The 13,168-nt window shown below is 68.8% G+C and carries 11 protein-coding genes; 3 read left to right on the forward strand and 8 right to left on the reverse strand.

The window, feature by feature from the left end; all coding sequences use genetic code 11:
- Positions 1-5: 5 nt before the first annotated feature.
- The 7 genes from FEI13_RS12815 to FEI13_RS12845 form a co-directional block, all read right to left on the reverse strand.
- Complete coding sequence (locus FEI13_RS12815; RefSeq protein ID WP_138181913.1) at positions 6-1,490, reverse strand: aldehyde dehydrogenase family protein; 1,485 nt, start codon at positions 1,488-1,490, stop codon at positions 6-8.
- Between the two features lie 30 nt (positions 1,491-1,520).
- On the reverse strand, positions 1,521-2,471 hold the full coding sequence (locus FEI13_RS12820; protein WP_089850478.1) for a PDR/VanB family oxidoreductase: 951 nt from the start codon (positions 2,469-2,471) through the stop codon (positions 1,521-1,523).
- A gap of 10 nt (positions 2,472-2,481) precedes the next feature.
- Positions 2,482-4,146 carry a choline dehydrogenase gene (locus FEI13_RS12825; protein ID WP_138181914.1) on the reverse strand — a complete coding sequence of 555 codons (1,665 nt, stop codon included), beginning with the start codon at positions 4,144-4,146 and terminating at the stop codon, positions 2,482-2,484.
- Positions 4,147-4,337: 191 nt separating this feature from the next.
- Complete coding sequence (locus FEI13_RS12830; protein ID WP_138181915.1) at positions 4,338-5,279, reverse strand: ABC transporter substrate-binding protein; 942 nt, start codon at positions 5,277-5,279, stop codon at positions 4,338-4,340.
- A 36-nt stretch (positions 5,280-5,315) separates the two neighbouring features.
- Positions 5,316-6,083, reverse strand: coding sequence for an SDR family NAD(P)-dependent oxidoreductase (locus tag FEI13_RS12835; RefSeq protein WP_138181916.1), 768 nt, complete (start codon positions 6,081-6,083; stop codon positions 5,316-5,318).
- The gene (locus FEI13_RS12840; RefSeq protein ID WP_138181917.1) at positions 6,080-7,237 is read right to left on the reverse strand and encodes an aromatic ring-hydroxylating oxygenase subunit alpha; all 1,158 of its coding nucleotides are present in this window, start codon (positions 7,235-7,237) and stop codon (positions 6,080-6,082) included. The genes FEI13_RS12835 and FEI13_RS12840 overlap by 4 nt, the downstream gene beginning before the upstream one ends.
- A gap of 194 nt (positions 7,238-7,431) precedes the next feature.
- Complete coding sequence (locus FEI13_RS12845; RefSeq protein ID WP_138181918.1) at positions 7,432-8,331, reverse strand: LysR family transcriptional regulator; 900 nt, start codon at positions 8,329-8,331, stop codon at positions 7,432-7,434.
- Between the two features lie 289 nt (positions 8,332-8,620).
- Here FEI13_RS12845 and leuC point away from each other — a divergent pair, with 289 nt between their 5' ends.
- The 3 genes from leuC to leuB all read left to right on the forward strand — a co-directional run bounded on the left by leuC (position 8,621) and on the right by leuB (position 12,000).
- Entirely contained in the window at positions 8,621-10,084 is a 1,464-nt protein-coding gene (gene leuC, locus FEI13_RS12850; protein WP_138181919.1) for a 3-isopropylmalate dehydratase large subunit, read from the forward strand.
- A 3-nt stretch (positions 10,085-10,087) separates the two neighbouring features.
- Positions 10,088-10,729: a 3-isopropylmalate dehydratase small subunit gene (gene leuD, locus FEI13_RS12855; protein WP_138181920.1), complete on the forward strand. Its 642-nt coding sequence runs from the start codon at positions 10,088-10,090 to the stop codon at positions 10,727-10,729.
- A gap of 191 nt (positions 10,730-10,920) precedes the next feature.
- Positions 10,921-12,000 (forward strand): 3-isopropylmalate dehydrogenase, encoded by a 1,080-nt coding sequence (gene leuB, locus FEI13_RS12860; RefSeq protein WP_138181921.1) that lies wholly within the window; start codon positions 10,921-10,923, stop codon positions 11,998-12,000.
- A 1-nt stretch (position 12,001) separates the two neighbouring features.
- Here leuB and FEI13_RS12865 read toward each other — a convergent pair whose 3' ends face one another.
- Positions 12,002-13,027: a hypothetical protein gene (locus FEI13_RS12865; RefSeq protein ID WP_138181922.1), complete on the reverse strand. Its 1,026-nt coding sequence runs from the start codon at positions 13,025-13,027 to the stop codon at positions 12,002-12,004.
- Positions 13,028-13,168: the final 141 nt, after the last annotated feature.

Consider the following 13,168-nt stretch of genomic DNA (forward strand, 5'->3'; position numbering starts at 1 on the left):
CTTGCTCAGTAGTGGATCCAGCGGGTCTTCAGGGCCATGTACTTGTGCATGCCGGCCAGCTCGTAGTCGCGGCCGATGCCGGACTGCTTCATGCCGCCGAAGGGCGTCTGAGGGCTCACGGCGTCTACGCCGTTGACCGTCACGGTGCCCGCCTGCAAGTCATCGCAGAGCCGATGGGCTCGGCTCAGGTCGGTGGTCCATAGCGAGGCGGCCAGGCCGTATCGGCTATCGTTGGCGAGTGCCACGCCTTCGGCCTCGTCACTGAAGCGGCTCACCGCCAGCACCGGGCCGAAGATCTCCTCGCGGAATAGCCGGTGTTCGGGGATGACCCCAGTGAACACCGTGGGGGCGATAAAGAGCTCGCCGCCGGCCGTCTTCAGCGATTCGCCGCCATGGCGCAGGGTAGCCTCTTGCCGGCCGATGGCCAGGTAATCGCAGACCCGGTCGAACTGGGCGCGGCTGACCAGCGGGCCTAGCCGGGTGGCCGGGTCCAGGGGATCGCCGGGGACCAGGTCCACCAGGCGCGCGTCCAGGGCTGCGAGGAAGGCGTCGTGGATGCCGTCCTGGAGCAGCAGGCGAGAGTGGGCCGAGCACACCTGGCCGGCATGGGTGAAGATCCCCGCCACCGCGGCGTCCACCGCCGCTTCCAGGTCGGGGCAGTCCCCGAAGATCACAAGTGGACTCTTGCCACCGCACTCCAGCCACACCGGCTTCATGTTCGACTCCCCGGCATAGACCAGGAAGCGCTTGCCGATCTCGGTGGAGCCGGTGAAACCCAGGGCATCCACGTCGCCGTGGCGGCCCAAGGCCTCACCGGCCAGGTGGCCATGGCCCGGCACCACGTTGAGTACTCCCGTGGGAAGCCCGGCCATATCGCACAGCTCGGCCAGGCGCAGAGCAGAGAGCGAGGATTCCTCGGCGGGCTTGAGCACCAGGCTATTGCCCGCGGCCAGCGCCGGGGCGAGCTTGACGGCGGCGTTGTGCAGCGGATAGTTCCAGGGCACCACGGCACCCACCACGCCGAGCGGCTCGTGGGTGACGGTGGCCTGGACGCCGGCCGGCGAGGGCGCGACCCGGTCATAGACTTTGTCCTGCAGCTCGCCGTACCAGTCGAAGAGCACCGCGGCCTCCTCGGCGTCATCCAGGGCTTCGCTGATGCACTTGCCGGCCTCCAGGCTGTCGAGCAGGGCCAGCTCCTCGCGGTGGATGCGAATCTCGGTGGCGATGGCCAGCATCACCCGGCGCCGCTCGGCGGGCTCGGCCCGGGCCCAGTCGCCGGCGACAAAGGCCGTCCGGGCGGCGGCCACGGCGCGGTCCACGTCGGCCGCGTCGCAGGCGGCGATAACGGCAGCCGGGGTGCCGGTCATGGGGTTGATGGAGTCCAGGGTGGCGGCCCCTGCGGCGGGGCAGCGGCGTCCGTCGATCCAGGCGTGGCCGTCGACCTCGAGGGCCGCGGCTCGGCGCTTCCAGTCATTATGGGTCAAGGGCATGGGGTTTCCTCGTTGTCTTGGGTCGGGGGTTCAGAGGTCGAGCACGAGACGTGCTCCCGCGGGGCGGGAGACGCAGGCATAGAGGGTGTCGTTGGCGGCCTTCTCGGTGTCGTCCTGGAGGACGTCGCGGTGGTCCACGGCGCCCTCGATCACGCCGCAGGCGCAGGTGCCGCAGGCGCCTTCCCCGCACAGGGTGGGCGGGGCGACGCCGGCGCGGGCGAGGCCCTCGATCAGCGGTTCGTCGGGGGCCAGGGTGAGGGTCCGCTCGCTACGCGCCAGCACGACCTCGCACTGGCCGTCCCGGGGCGTGGTGTCCGGCGCCGCGCCGCGGAAGCGCTCCAGGCGCAGGCAGCCCGCCGGCCAGGCGTCGGCCTCCGCCTCCAGGGCGGCGAGCAGGCCCTCCGGGCCGCAGGCATGGATCCGGGTGTCGGCGTCCACCTCGCCGACCAGCTCGGCCACCTCGGCGCGGCCGTCCCGGGCGGAGACGTGCAGGCGCAGCGCGCCCTCGGGCAGCAGGGCGGCGAGTTCGTCGGCGAAGGCGGCGTCCGCCTCCCGGCGCACCAGATAGTGAACCTCCGGCGTCACGCCTCGGGCGCACAGTCGCCGGGCCATGGCCACCAGCGGGGTGATGCCGATGCCGCCGCCGACCAGCAGCTGGCGGCCGCCGGTCTCGTCCAGCGGGAAGCGGTCCCGGGGCGTCGAGGCGGCGAGCGCGAGCCCTTCCCGGGCCTCGTCGGCCAGGAAGGTCGAGCCGCCCCGGGAGTCGGGCTCGCGCAGCACGCCCAGGCGATAGCGGCCGTCGGCACCGTCGTCGAGCAGCGAGTAGTGTCGGGCGAGCCCGCCCGGCAGCTCGAGCTCTAGGTGCGCCCCGGCCGGGGCCGGCGGTAGTTCTTTGCCGTCGGCGGCCTCGAGGGTCAGCTCGACGACGGACGGGGTCAGGCGGCGGTGACGGGTCAGGATCAGCGACAGGCGATCGGACATGGGAACCTCCTCAGCGTTGCTGGTGCTGCCAGTCGGGGTGGATCCACGCTGGCGCCTTGCTGGGTGCCAATGCGGGGCGACCGAGGATCAGGTCGCTGGCCTTCTCGGCGATCATCACGGTCGGGGCGTTGGTGTTGCCGCTGACGATGGTCGGCATGATGGAGGCGTCCACCACGCGCAGCCCGTCCAGGCCGTGGACGCGCAGCTCGGGGTCGACCACCGCCTCGGGATCGCTCGCCGGGCCCATCTTGCAGGTGCCGGCGGCGTGATAGCCGGTTTCGGTGGTGGCCCGGGCCCAGGCGTCCAGGGCCTCGTCGCTCTGGCAGTCCGGCCCCGGAGTGATCTCCTCGCCGCGCAGGCCGTCGAAGGCCGGTTGCTCGATCAGCTCGCGGACCAGGCGCACCGCGGCGCGCATGTCGGCGCGGTCGCGCTCGGTGGCCAGGTAATTGAAGAGGATCGCCGGGGCCTTCGCCGGGTCGCTGTCCGCCAGGCGCACCCGCCCCAGGCTGGTGGGGCGCATCAGGTCGATGTGCACCTGGAAGGAGTGATCCTTGAGGGCCTCCACGGTGCCGGGCTCGACGGCCAGTGACATGAAGGTCAACTGGAGGTCCGGGTGCTCGACCCCGGCCCGCGAGCGGATGAAGGCGCCGGCGTCGAACAGGTTGGTGCCGGCCAGGCCACCGCGATCGGCGAACCAGCGCATGCCCAGCCACCACTTGCGCGGCGCCCGGGTCCAGGGGGCGTGGGAGACCGGCCGGGGGCAGCGGTAGGCGACCACGGTATCCGGGTGATCGCTGAGTCGACGGCCGACCCCTTCCAGGGAGTGGGTGGCGTCGATGCCCCAGCGCTCCAGCTCGTCCCGCGGGCCGATCCCGGAGAGCATCAGCAGCTGGGGGCTGTTGATGGCGCCGCCGGCCAGCAACACTTCTCGTCTGGCGGACACCTCGACGCGTCGGTCGCCTCGACGGTAGGCCACGCCCTGGGCGCGACCGTCCTCGATCAGCACCTTCTCGGCCAGGGCGCCGGTGATCACCGTGAGGTTGGGACGCGTGCGGGCCCGGGCCAGGTAGCCCCGGGCGGTGCTCCAGCGCCGCCCCTTCCAGGTGGTGCGGTCGATGCGGCCGAAGCCTTCCTGGCGGTAGCCGTTGACGTCGGCGCTGGCGCCATAGCCGGCCTGCTCGCCGGCCTCCAGGAAGGCTCGGGACAGCGGGTCGGTGGGCCGGCCCGGGCTGACCCGCAGCGGCCCGTCGGCGCCGTGGTAGTCGTCGCCGCCCAGGGCATGGCCCTCGGCGCGCTTGAAGTAGGGCAGCACCTGGGCATAGTCCCAGCCCTGGCAGCCGGCCTCGGCCCAGGCGTCGTAGTCCCGGGCATGGCCGCGGATATAGACCATGCCGTTGATCGAGGACGAGCCGCCCAGGGTCTTGCCCCGGGGGGTGGCGACGTAGCGGTCGTCCAGGTGGGGCTCGGGGCCGGACCAGTAGTGCCAGTTGAAGCGCGGGCCGTCGATGGCCGCGCCCATGGCCGCCGGCATATGGATGGTCCAGGAGTGGTCCTTGGGGCCGGCCTCGAGCAGCAGCACCCGGTAGCGGCTGTCGGCGGACAGACGGTCGGCGAGCACGCAGCCCGCCGAGCCGGCGCCGACGATGATGTAGTCGTAGTCAGGGGTCGGATTCATGATGACTCCAGGGCCTGGGGGCTCGTGTCGAACTCCCAGGACGATGGGCGCCGGTGGCAAGGCGGAGCATTTGCCAGGGAGGGCATATGTAGCGCCCAGGGAAGGGACTACAGCGCCCTCGCGAAGGTCCGGCTCACCGGGGCTTGTCGCCGGATCAGCCCATCTCGTAGGCAGAGGGATGGTATGCGTGCTTAGCGGTCGGCTAGGTAGGCGTCCATATAGGCCTCGAGGGCCGGCGTGGCGCCGTCGGCGGCACTCACGCCCTCCAGCCATTCGCCGACCCGCTCGGGGTTGGCGTCGAGCCAGTCGCCGGCCACCGCTTCCAGGGGGCGCTCCTCGCGGCTGAAGGCGTGGACCCAGGCGTTCTGTACCTCGATGGGCACCACCATCTGCTCGAGGAAGGCGGCGACGTTGGGCGCACGCTCGACGAAGGCGGCGCTGGCCACGGTGGAGACGCTGCTGGCATCGCCCCACAGGCCCTCGGGGTCCTCCAGGTAGTGCACGTCATAGACGACGTTCATCCAGTGCGGCTCCCAGCCCAGGAAGGCGGTCCAGCGCTCGCCGTCGTTGTTGGCCTCGAGCTGGGAGAGCATGCCGGTGACGCTGGAGGCCACCACCCGCCAGTCACTCAGGCCGTAGGCATCGTCGTCGATGGCGTCCTGCATGATCTCGTTGCCGACGTTGCCGGGCTCGATGCCGTAGAGACTGTGGTCGAAGCGGTCGGCGTGCTCGGCCAGGTCGGCCATGGAGCGCACGCCGGCGTCCCAGACGTGGCCGGGCACGGCGAGCTTGAAGCGCGCGCCCTGGATGTTGTGGACGACCTCGACTAGCTCGCCGCTTTCCAGGCGCGGATCGAGCATGCCGCCCTGGGAGGGGCGCCACAGGGCCATGTCGACGTCGATGTCGCCACCGACCAGGCCCTCCAGGATGATGGCGGTGCTGGCCTCCTTGACGCTGGTCGCGTAGCCGAGACGCTCCAGCAGCTGGCTGGCGACCTCGGTCTTGACGGTGGCGCCGGGCCAGGGCGGGGTGGCGAAGCGCACCTCCTCGGCCTGGGCGAGGCCGGGCAGGGCGATGGCGCCGAGGGCGGCGGCCAGCAGGCCGGTGCGCAGGGTGTCGTGATGCTTCGTCATGGGGAATCTCCTCGTGTGTTGTTGTCTGGCGGCGGCTCAGAAGCCGCAGACCCCGCCGCCATCCACCGAGAGGATGGCGCCGTGGGTGAAGCCGGCCCGGGGCGAGGCCAGGTGGAGGATGGCGTCGGCGACCTCCTCGGGCCGGGCCATGCGCCCCATCGGGGCGCGGGCACGGGCGGCGGCCAGGTAGGCCTCGCGATCACCGCTGGCCTCGGCGGCGGCGTCGATCATGTCGGTGGCGACGTTGCCCGGGCAGACGCAGTTGACGCGGATGCGGCCGGCGAGCTCCAGCGCCAGCGCCCGGGTCAGGTTGACCACCGCGGCCTTGGCCCCGGAGTAGACGCTGCTCGGCGGGAAGCCGATCAGCCCGGCGTCCGAGCCCAGGTTCACGGCGTTGCCGCCGCCGGCCTCCAGATGGGGCAGGGCGGCCTGGAGGGTGAAGAAGGTGCCGGCCGCGTTGACGCCGAAGGTGGTGTCCCAGTGGGCCTGGGTGACGGCCTCGAAGGGCAGCTCCTCGAAGACGCCGGCGGCGTTGACCAGCACGTCCAGCCCGCCGAGCCCGGCCACCGCGGCCTCGACCACGGCGGCGCAGGAGGCGCGGTCCTCCAGCGGTCCCGGGGCGGCGACCACCCGGGCCCCGTCGCCCAGCTCGTGGCACAGGGCGTCGACGGAGGCCACGCGGCGGGCGCCGATGGCCACCGTCGCGCCCTCCTCGAGGAAGCGGCGCACGGTGGCGGCGCCGATCCCGCGGGCGCCGCCGGTGACCAGCACCCGCTTGCCGGTGAAGGCACCCTGGGGGCTCATGACCCGGCTCCGTCCTCGCCGTGCAGGGCCCGATGCACCAGGCGGTGGAAGTTCAGCACCAGGTGCTCGCTCTCGTTGCTGCGCTCGGCGTCGATCATGTAGCGGCCCTGGTCGTAGCCCAGGGAGCGCAGGCCCTTCTGGGTGGTGACGTTGAGCTCGATGTCCTCCGGTCCCAGGTCCTCGTTCATCCAGCGGATGCTGGCCCGGGTCACCTCGGGCAGGGCGTCAGGGTCCTGGGCGCTGTAGTAGCCGAAGCGCAGGATGCTGCGCTCGGCGTCCAGCGGGATGATCATGAAGGTGCCCATGCACTGGGAGAACGGGAACTGGTAGAAGGTGTTGTGGGGCCACAGGCCGATGTTGAAGAAGCCGTCGCCGTCCTCCACCGGGCGACCGATGGGCTCGCCGTAGGCCTCGGTGGCCTCGCGGTTGGGCGGGGCGCCGTAGGTCCACCAGTTGTCGTGGTGGCGCAGCTTGTAGCCGGAGAAGTCGATCAGCGACGCCAGATCCACGTGACAGGGGCCCGAGAGCTGGAAGTGATAGCCCTCGATGGAGTTGTCCATGATCACCTTCCAATTGGCCGGGACGATGACGTCGTCCTCCTGGATCAGGCGCATCTCGTCGAGATGGGGGATGGCGTCGCGGATCGCCGCCTCGGCGCCGGGGAAGAGGTCGTGCATGTCCGCGGCGTCGGGATCGAGGTTGAAGTAGACGCTGCCGGCGAAGACCTGCAGGCGGACCGGTGGGATCCGGTAGTCGTCGACGTTGAAGGCCTCGATGCGGTCGCTGCGCGGGGCGGCCTTGAGGCGGCCGTCGGCACCATAGCACCAGGAGTGGTAGGCGCAGCGGATCACGCCCTTCTGCACGCCGCGGGTCTCGCTCAGCAGGCGGTTGCCGCGGTGCTGACAGACGTTGTGGAAGGCATGCAGCTCACCATCCCGGTCGCGCATCAGGATCACGCTCTGATCGAAGATGTCGCGCACCACGAAAGCGCCGGGCTGGTCGAGTTCGTTGACGTGGCAGCCGAAATGCCAGGCGCCCATGAAGACGCGCTCGCGCTCGGCCTCGAACAGCGCTGGATCGTAAAAGTAGCGGGACGGCAGGGTCAGGGCGTTTTCGGGCTGCTGGGCGGCCCAGGCCTGGGGGGACTGGCTCATGGCGTCACCTCGTTGTGTCACGGTTTCGTTATGCGGTCCGCAGCAGGCTAGGGGGTGCGGCGCAACGCCACATGATCTTATGCGACGCCGTGACGAGGCGGTATTTGATATAAAGCGGCATATATTTGCCGTTTTATATCGTATAAGCGCGATTTTTTGGGGAAGGGGCGGCGATTCAGACTTGATGAATTACGTCATTGGCCGGTCCAGTTGCAGGCCATGGCGTCCCGGGCGTCATCGAGCTGCGCAATCATGGCGTGGGCGGCGTTGGAGCGGGTACGGCTGCGGTGAACCAGGTAGCCCAGCGGGCGATGGATCGGCGGGTGATCCACCTCGAGCTCGTGCAGCTCGCCGGCCACCAGGCGTTCGGGCAGCAGGCTCCAGCCCAGGCCGATGGCGGTCATCATCTTCAGGGTCTCTAGGTAGTTGGTGGAGAGCGCCACCGGAAGCTCGAGCCCGGCCGAGGCGAAGCGCGACTCGATCAGCCCGCGGGTGAAGGTCAGCGGCCCCGGCAGCACCGCATCGAAGGCGCAGAGCTCGTGCAGTGCCAGCCGGCCACGCCCGGCCAGGGGGTGGTCCGGGGCGCAGACGAAGCACAGCCGGTCGATCCACACCGGCACCACCTCGAGCTGCGGATCCGGGTGCGGGGCGAGGGTCACTACGGCGAGTTCCAGCTCGCCGTCCAGTACCCCCTGGTAGGCCTGCTCGGAATCGAGGAAGTGCAGGTCGAGGCGCACCTCGGTGTGCGCCCGGGTATAGGCCTTGAGCAGCGGCGGCAGCCGATGCAGGCCGATATGGTGGCTGGTGGCAAGCGTCAGGCGGCCGGCTACGCTGTCGTCCAGGTTGCCCAGCGCCCGGCGGCTGTCATCCACCATCACCAGGATCTGGCGGGCCCGAGGCAGCAGCACCCGGCCGGCCTCGGTGAGGCTCACGCGGCGGCCGATGCGGTCGAATAGCCGGGCGTCGATCTGCCCCTCCAGCACCGCGATACGCTTACTGACCGCCGGCTGGGTCAGGTACAGCTGCTCGGCGGCGCGGGAAAAACTCCCGCTGTCGGCCACGGCGAGAAAGGCCTGCAGGCTCTGCGTATCCATGGGCGGCTCCGTGGCGAGGTTTTCGGATTCCTTCAAGGAATCCAATCCATAAATAACATGAATTGATTTTATGGGCGAGGGACGGGAAACTGTTCTCATAGCGTCGACCGCCGAGCATAAAAGCGGCGCCGGGGACAGACCGGAAAGGAGGTCCTATGCCAGGGATGGCATCGGTAGCGTACAGGGAAGTATTCACAGCGCCTCCTTGGAGGTCTGCCCCCGGTAAAGCCGCGGTGGTGGTGCATTCCGAGACCGGACACGATAGGGCCCAGGGCCCGGGAGAAACGATATGGCAGGCCAGACACTCTACGACAAGCTGTGGTCGCAGCACCTCGTCAAGGAGCGCGGTGACGGCACCGCGCTGATCTACATCGACCGCCAGCTGCTCCACGAAGTGACCTCGCCCCAGGCCTTCGAGGGGCTGCGCCTGGCGGGCCGCCGGCCGTGGCGCCTCGACGCCAACCTGGCCACCCCGGATCACAACGTGCCCACCACCCTCAAGGAGCGGGCCGAAGGCAATGCCGGCATCAAGGATCCGGTGTCGCTGATCCAGGTGCAGACCCTCGACGACAACTGCGTCGAGTTCGGTATCGAGGAGTTCAAGATCAACGATCCGCGCCAGGGCATCGTCCACGTGGTGGGCCCGGAGCAGGGCGCGACCCTGCCGGGCATGACCGTGGTCTGCGGTGATTCCCATACCGCCACCCACGGCGCCTTCGCCGCCCTGGCTCACGGCATCGGCACCTCCGAGGTGGAGCACGTGCTCGCCACCCAGTGCCTGCTGGCGCAGAAGATGAAGAACATGCAGGTGCGCGTCGAGGGTGAACTGGGTACCGGCGTCACCGCCAAGGACATCGTGCTGGCCATCATCGGCAAGATCGGCACCGCCGGCGGTACCGGTTATGCCATCGAGTTTGCCGGCAGCGCCATCCGCGAGCTTTCCATGGAAGGCCGCATGACGGTGTGCAACATGGCCATCGAGGCGGGCGCGCGGGTCGGCCTGATCGCCGTGGACGACACCGCCATCGACTACCTGCGTGACCGCCACTACGCCCCGACGGGCGAGCAGTGGGACGCCGCCGTGGCCGACTGGCGGGGTCTTGTCTCCGACGCCGATGCCCGCTTCGACACGGTGGTGACCCTGGACGCCGCCGAGATCGAGCCACAGGTCTCCTGGGGCACCAGCCCCGAGATGGTGACCGGCATCTCCGGCGAGGTGCCCGATCCCGCCGAGGCCGCCGACGAGACCATGCAGCGCGGCTACACCCGGGCGCTGGAGTACATGGGGCTGGCGCCTCGTCAGAAGATCACCGACATCCGCCTCGACAAGGTGTTCATCGGTTCCTGCACCAACTCACGCATCGAGGATCTGCGCGAGGCCGCCAAGGTCGCGCGTGGCAAGAAGGTGGCCGACTCCATCATGCTGGCCATGGTGGTGCCGGGCTCCGGCCTGGTGAAGCGCCAGGCAGAAGCGGAGGGCCTCGACAAGATCTTCATCGAGGCGGGCTTCGAGTGGCGCGAACCCGGCTGCTCCATGTGCCTGGCCATGAACGCCGACAAGCTGGGGGCCGGTGAGCACTGCGCCTCCACCTCCAACCGCAACTTCGAGGGTCGCCAGGGGTTCGGCGGACGCACCCATCTCGTCAGCCCGGCCATGGCGGCGGCGGCGGCCATCGCCGGCCACTTCGTGGATGTGAGAGGGCTTGGCAGCGACGACGCCGCCAATGACGATGACCAGGTACAGGAGGCCTGACCCATGAACAAGTTTGAACGCACCGAGGGCCTCGTCGCACCGCTCGACCGGGCCAACGTCGACACCGACCTGATCATCCCCAAGCAGTTCCTGAAGTCGATCAAGCGCACCGGCTTCGGCGTCAACCTCTTCGACGAGCTGCGCTATCTCGACGAGGGCCAGCCGGGCCAGGACGTCGCCAACCGCCCGATCAATCCGGATTTCGTGCTCAACCAGCCGCGCTACCAGGGCGCCAGCGTGCTGCTGACGCGGCGCAACTTCGGCTGTGGTAGCTCCCGCGAGCATGCGCCCTGGGCCCTGGAGGACTTCGGCTTTCGGGTGATCATCGCCCCGAGCTTCGCCGACATCTTCTACAACAACGCCTTCAAGAACGGCCTGCTGCTGGTGCCCCTGCCCGAGGAGATCGTCGATCGCCTGTTCGCCGAGGTCGAGGCCAACGAGGGCTACCGGCTCGACGTTGACCTCGAGAACCAGCGGGTGATCACCCCCGCCGGCGAGATCATCGAGTTCGAGGTGGACGCGTTCCGCAAGCACTGCCTGCTGGAAGGCCTGGACGATATCGGCATCACCCTGAAGGACGAGGACGCCATCCGTACCTTCGAGGAGAAGCATCGCGCCGCGCGGCCCTGGCTGTTTCGCGCCTAACCGGGCTGCGCCCGGAGCCGGAAGAGCGTCGCTTCGCTCCTGGAAGCTAGAAGCTGGAAGAAAACCCTGGATTCCAGAGTTGGTGGATTCACGTTGCCTTCCAGCTTCCAGCTTCCAGCTTCCAGCTTCCGGCTTCCAGCTTCCAGCTTCCAGCTTCCGGCTTACGGCTTACAACAAGGATTGATGAAAAGATGACGCAGAAGATTCTGATTCTCCCGGGTGATGGCATCGGCCCCGAGATCACCGCCCAGGCCAGCCGCATCCTGGCCGCCTGCCAGGCCTGCGGCCTCGACGTCGAGGTGGAGGAGGGGCTCTTGGGCGGCGCCGCCTATGACGCCCACGGCGAGCCGCTGCCCGCCGAGACCCTGGAGAAGGCGAAGGCGGCGCGCGCCATCCTGCTCGGCGCCGTGGGCGGCCCCAAGTGGGACAAGCTCGAGGACCTCGCCAAGCGCCCCGAGAAGGGCCTGCTCGGCGTGCGCAAGCAGCTCGGGCTGTTCGGCAACCTGCGCCCGGCCATCACCTATCCCCAGCTGGCCGCCGCCTCCAGCCTCAAGCCCGAGCTGGTCGCCGGCCTCGATATCATGATCGTGCGCGAGCTCACCGGAGGCATCTACTTCGGTCAGCCCCGCGGCATCGAGGAGCGCAACGGCGAGCGCGTGGGCTTCAATACCTACGTCTACAGCGAGAGCGAGATCGAGCGCATCGGCCGGGTGGCCTTCGAGATGGCCCAGAAGCGCGGCAAGAAGCTTTGCTCCGTCGACAAGGCCAATGTGCTGGAGGTCACCATCCTATGGCGCGAGGTGATGGAGCGCCTGGCGCCGGAGTATCCGGACGTCGAGCTCTCCCACATGTACGTCGACAACGCCGCCATGCAGCTGGTGCGGGCGCCCAAGCAGTTCGACGTCGTGGTCACCGGCAACATGTTCGGCGATATCCTCTCCGACGCCGCCGCCATGCTCACTGGCTCCATCGGCATGCTGCCCTCCGCCTCGCTCAATGAGGGCGGCCAAGGCATGTACGAGCCCTGCCACGGCAGCGCGCCGGACATCGCCGGCCAGGGCATCGCCAACCCGCTGGCGACCATCCTCTCGGTGGCCATGATGCTGCGCTACTCCCTCGACGCGCCGCTGCTGGCCGAGCGCATCGAGACGGCCGTGGGCAAGGTGCTGGACGAAGGGCTGCGCACCGCCGACATCGCCGCCGAGGGCACCCGCACCGTCTCGACCGCCGAGATGGGCGACGCCGTGCTGGCCGCCTTCGAGCGGGTGTGAATCAAGCCGTGATATGGCTTGCGCGCTCGTGAATCCGCTGCACCAGAGGCGCCAGGTTCAGCCCCATGTCTTCCAGCGACCAGGGGCGGCGATAGCGATAGACGTGGATGCGCTGAGCCAGCTCGGAGGCGTAGGTCATCAGCCGCGCCGGGCCGTTGAATGCCTGCCCCCACTCCGGTAGATAGAGGGCCGCCATGACGACCTCGAGGGCCTCCCGGCCTTCGAGAGGTTCCAGGCTGGCAGCGGTGCCCTTTTCGGCACGCTCCAGCAAGACGAGGGCCTTGAGCGGCTGGGCGTAGGTGTGGAATTCTCGGTGTAGGTTGAGGTGATACTTGCCGGCTCGTGTCAGATCCCTGCTGAGGCTGTGATGATCGAACTCCAGGCTCGCCAGGGCCTCCTTCCGGAGCTTGAGCCTGGGTGGCCCCGGGTGCAGGTAAGGGAGTGCCTCATCCGGCTTGATGACGCCGACCTCGTCTGTCAATAGTGGCCAGTCGTGGTGATAATGCAGCCAGGCGGCCAGCGTCGATATGCCTGCGCCGGGAACGCCGGTGAATCCCCAGGCGCCGTCCGGCGTCTCCAGGGCACTCAGGCGGAGGGGAAGCCAGTGCTTCTGGTGTAGCAGGGTACCCATTGCGCTGCCCAGCAGATGGCCTCGCAGATCCCTTTCGGGCGTGCCGGTTCCGCGGGTCTTCAACATGCGCCGGTCGATCAGGATACGCTTTCCCTGTTCGATTCGATAACGGGCGACCCCTTCGAAGATGAGCTGGGAGCTGTCGGCGGAACCCTGAAGGGCGACTTCGCCAACGCCAGTATTCGTCGGGTCTTCAGGGACTGAGTCGGCCAGTATTTCGATGTCGGGACTGGGCGTGGGCTTGGTCCCGCGAAGTTCGGGGAGCTCGAACTGCGAGCTGAGCACGAGGCCATAGGTTCTGTAGTGGTAACACGGGACGGCGGCTCTCGAGCACCCGCGTTTCTCCTCAGTGCCCGGGGCGTTCCAGGTGGCAGGGACGGCGATATCATGGCGCATGTCTAGAGCCCCCCTTCGGCATGACCGTGTCCTTATGGGTCCACTGGATGTGCTGAATACCGAGTCGGACCCGCGGACCTTCTTGCCGTGGACATTCGATGCAGGTTACATAAGCTTACTTAATGGCGCCATATTGTCAAG

The organism is Halomonas urmiana, from assembly GCF_005780185.1.
Lineage (GTDB): Bacteria > Pseudomonadota > Gammaproteobacteria > Pseudomonadales > Halomonadaceae > Halomonas > Halomonas urmiana.

Coding starts and splice junctions, on each gene's coding strand:
- FEI13_RS12815 (WP_138181913.1), bottom strand. CDS start 1,490: ATGCCCTTGACCCATAATGACTGGAAGCGCCGAGCCGCGGCCCTCGAG.
- FEI13_RS12820 (WP_089850478.1), bottom strand. CDS start 2,471: ATGTCCGATCGCCTGTCGCTGATCCTGACCCGTCACCGCCGCCTGACC.
- FEI13_RS12825 (WP_138181914.1), bottom strand. CDS start 4,146: ATGAATCCGACCCCTGACTACGACTACATCATCGTCGGCGCCGGCTCG.
- FEI13_RS12830 (WP_138181915.1), bottom strand. CDS start 5,279: ATGACGAAGCATCACGACACCCTGCGCACCGGCCTGCTGGCCGCCGCC.
- FEI13_RS12835 (WP_138181916.1), bottom strand. CDS start 6,083: ATGAGCCCCCAGGGTGCCTTCACCGGCAAGCGGGTGCTGGTCACCGGC.
- FEI13_RS12840 (WP_138181917.1), bottom strand. CDS start 7,237: ATGAGCCAGTCCCCCCAGGCCTGGGCCGCCCAGCAGCCCGAAAACGCC.
- FEI13_RS12845 (WP_138181918.1), bottom strand. CDS start 8,331: ATGGATACGCAGAGCCTGCAGGCCTTTCTCGCCGTGGCCGACAGCGGG.
- leuC (WP_138181919.1), top strand. CDS start 8,621: ATGGCAGGCCAGACACTCTACGACAAGCTGTGGTCGCAGCACCTCGTC.
- leuD (WP_138181920.1), top strand. CDS start 10,088: ATGAACAAGTTTGAACGCACCGAGGGCCTCGTCGCACCGCTCGACCGG.
- leuB (WP_138181921.1), top strand. CDS start 10,921: ATGACGCAGAAGATTCTGATTCTCCCGGGTGATGGCATCGGCCCCGAG.
- FEI13_RS12865 (WP_138181922.1), bottom strand. CDS start 13,027: ATGCGCCATGATATCGCCGTCCCTGCCACCTGGAACGCCCCGGGCACT.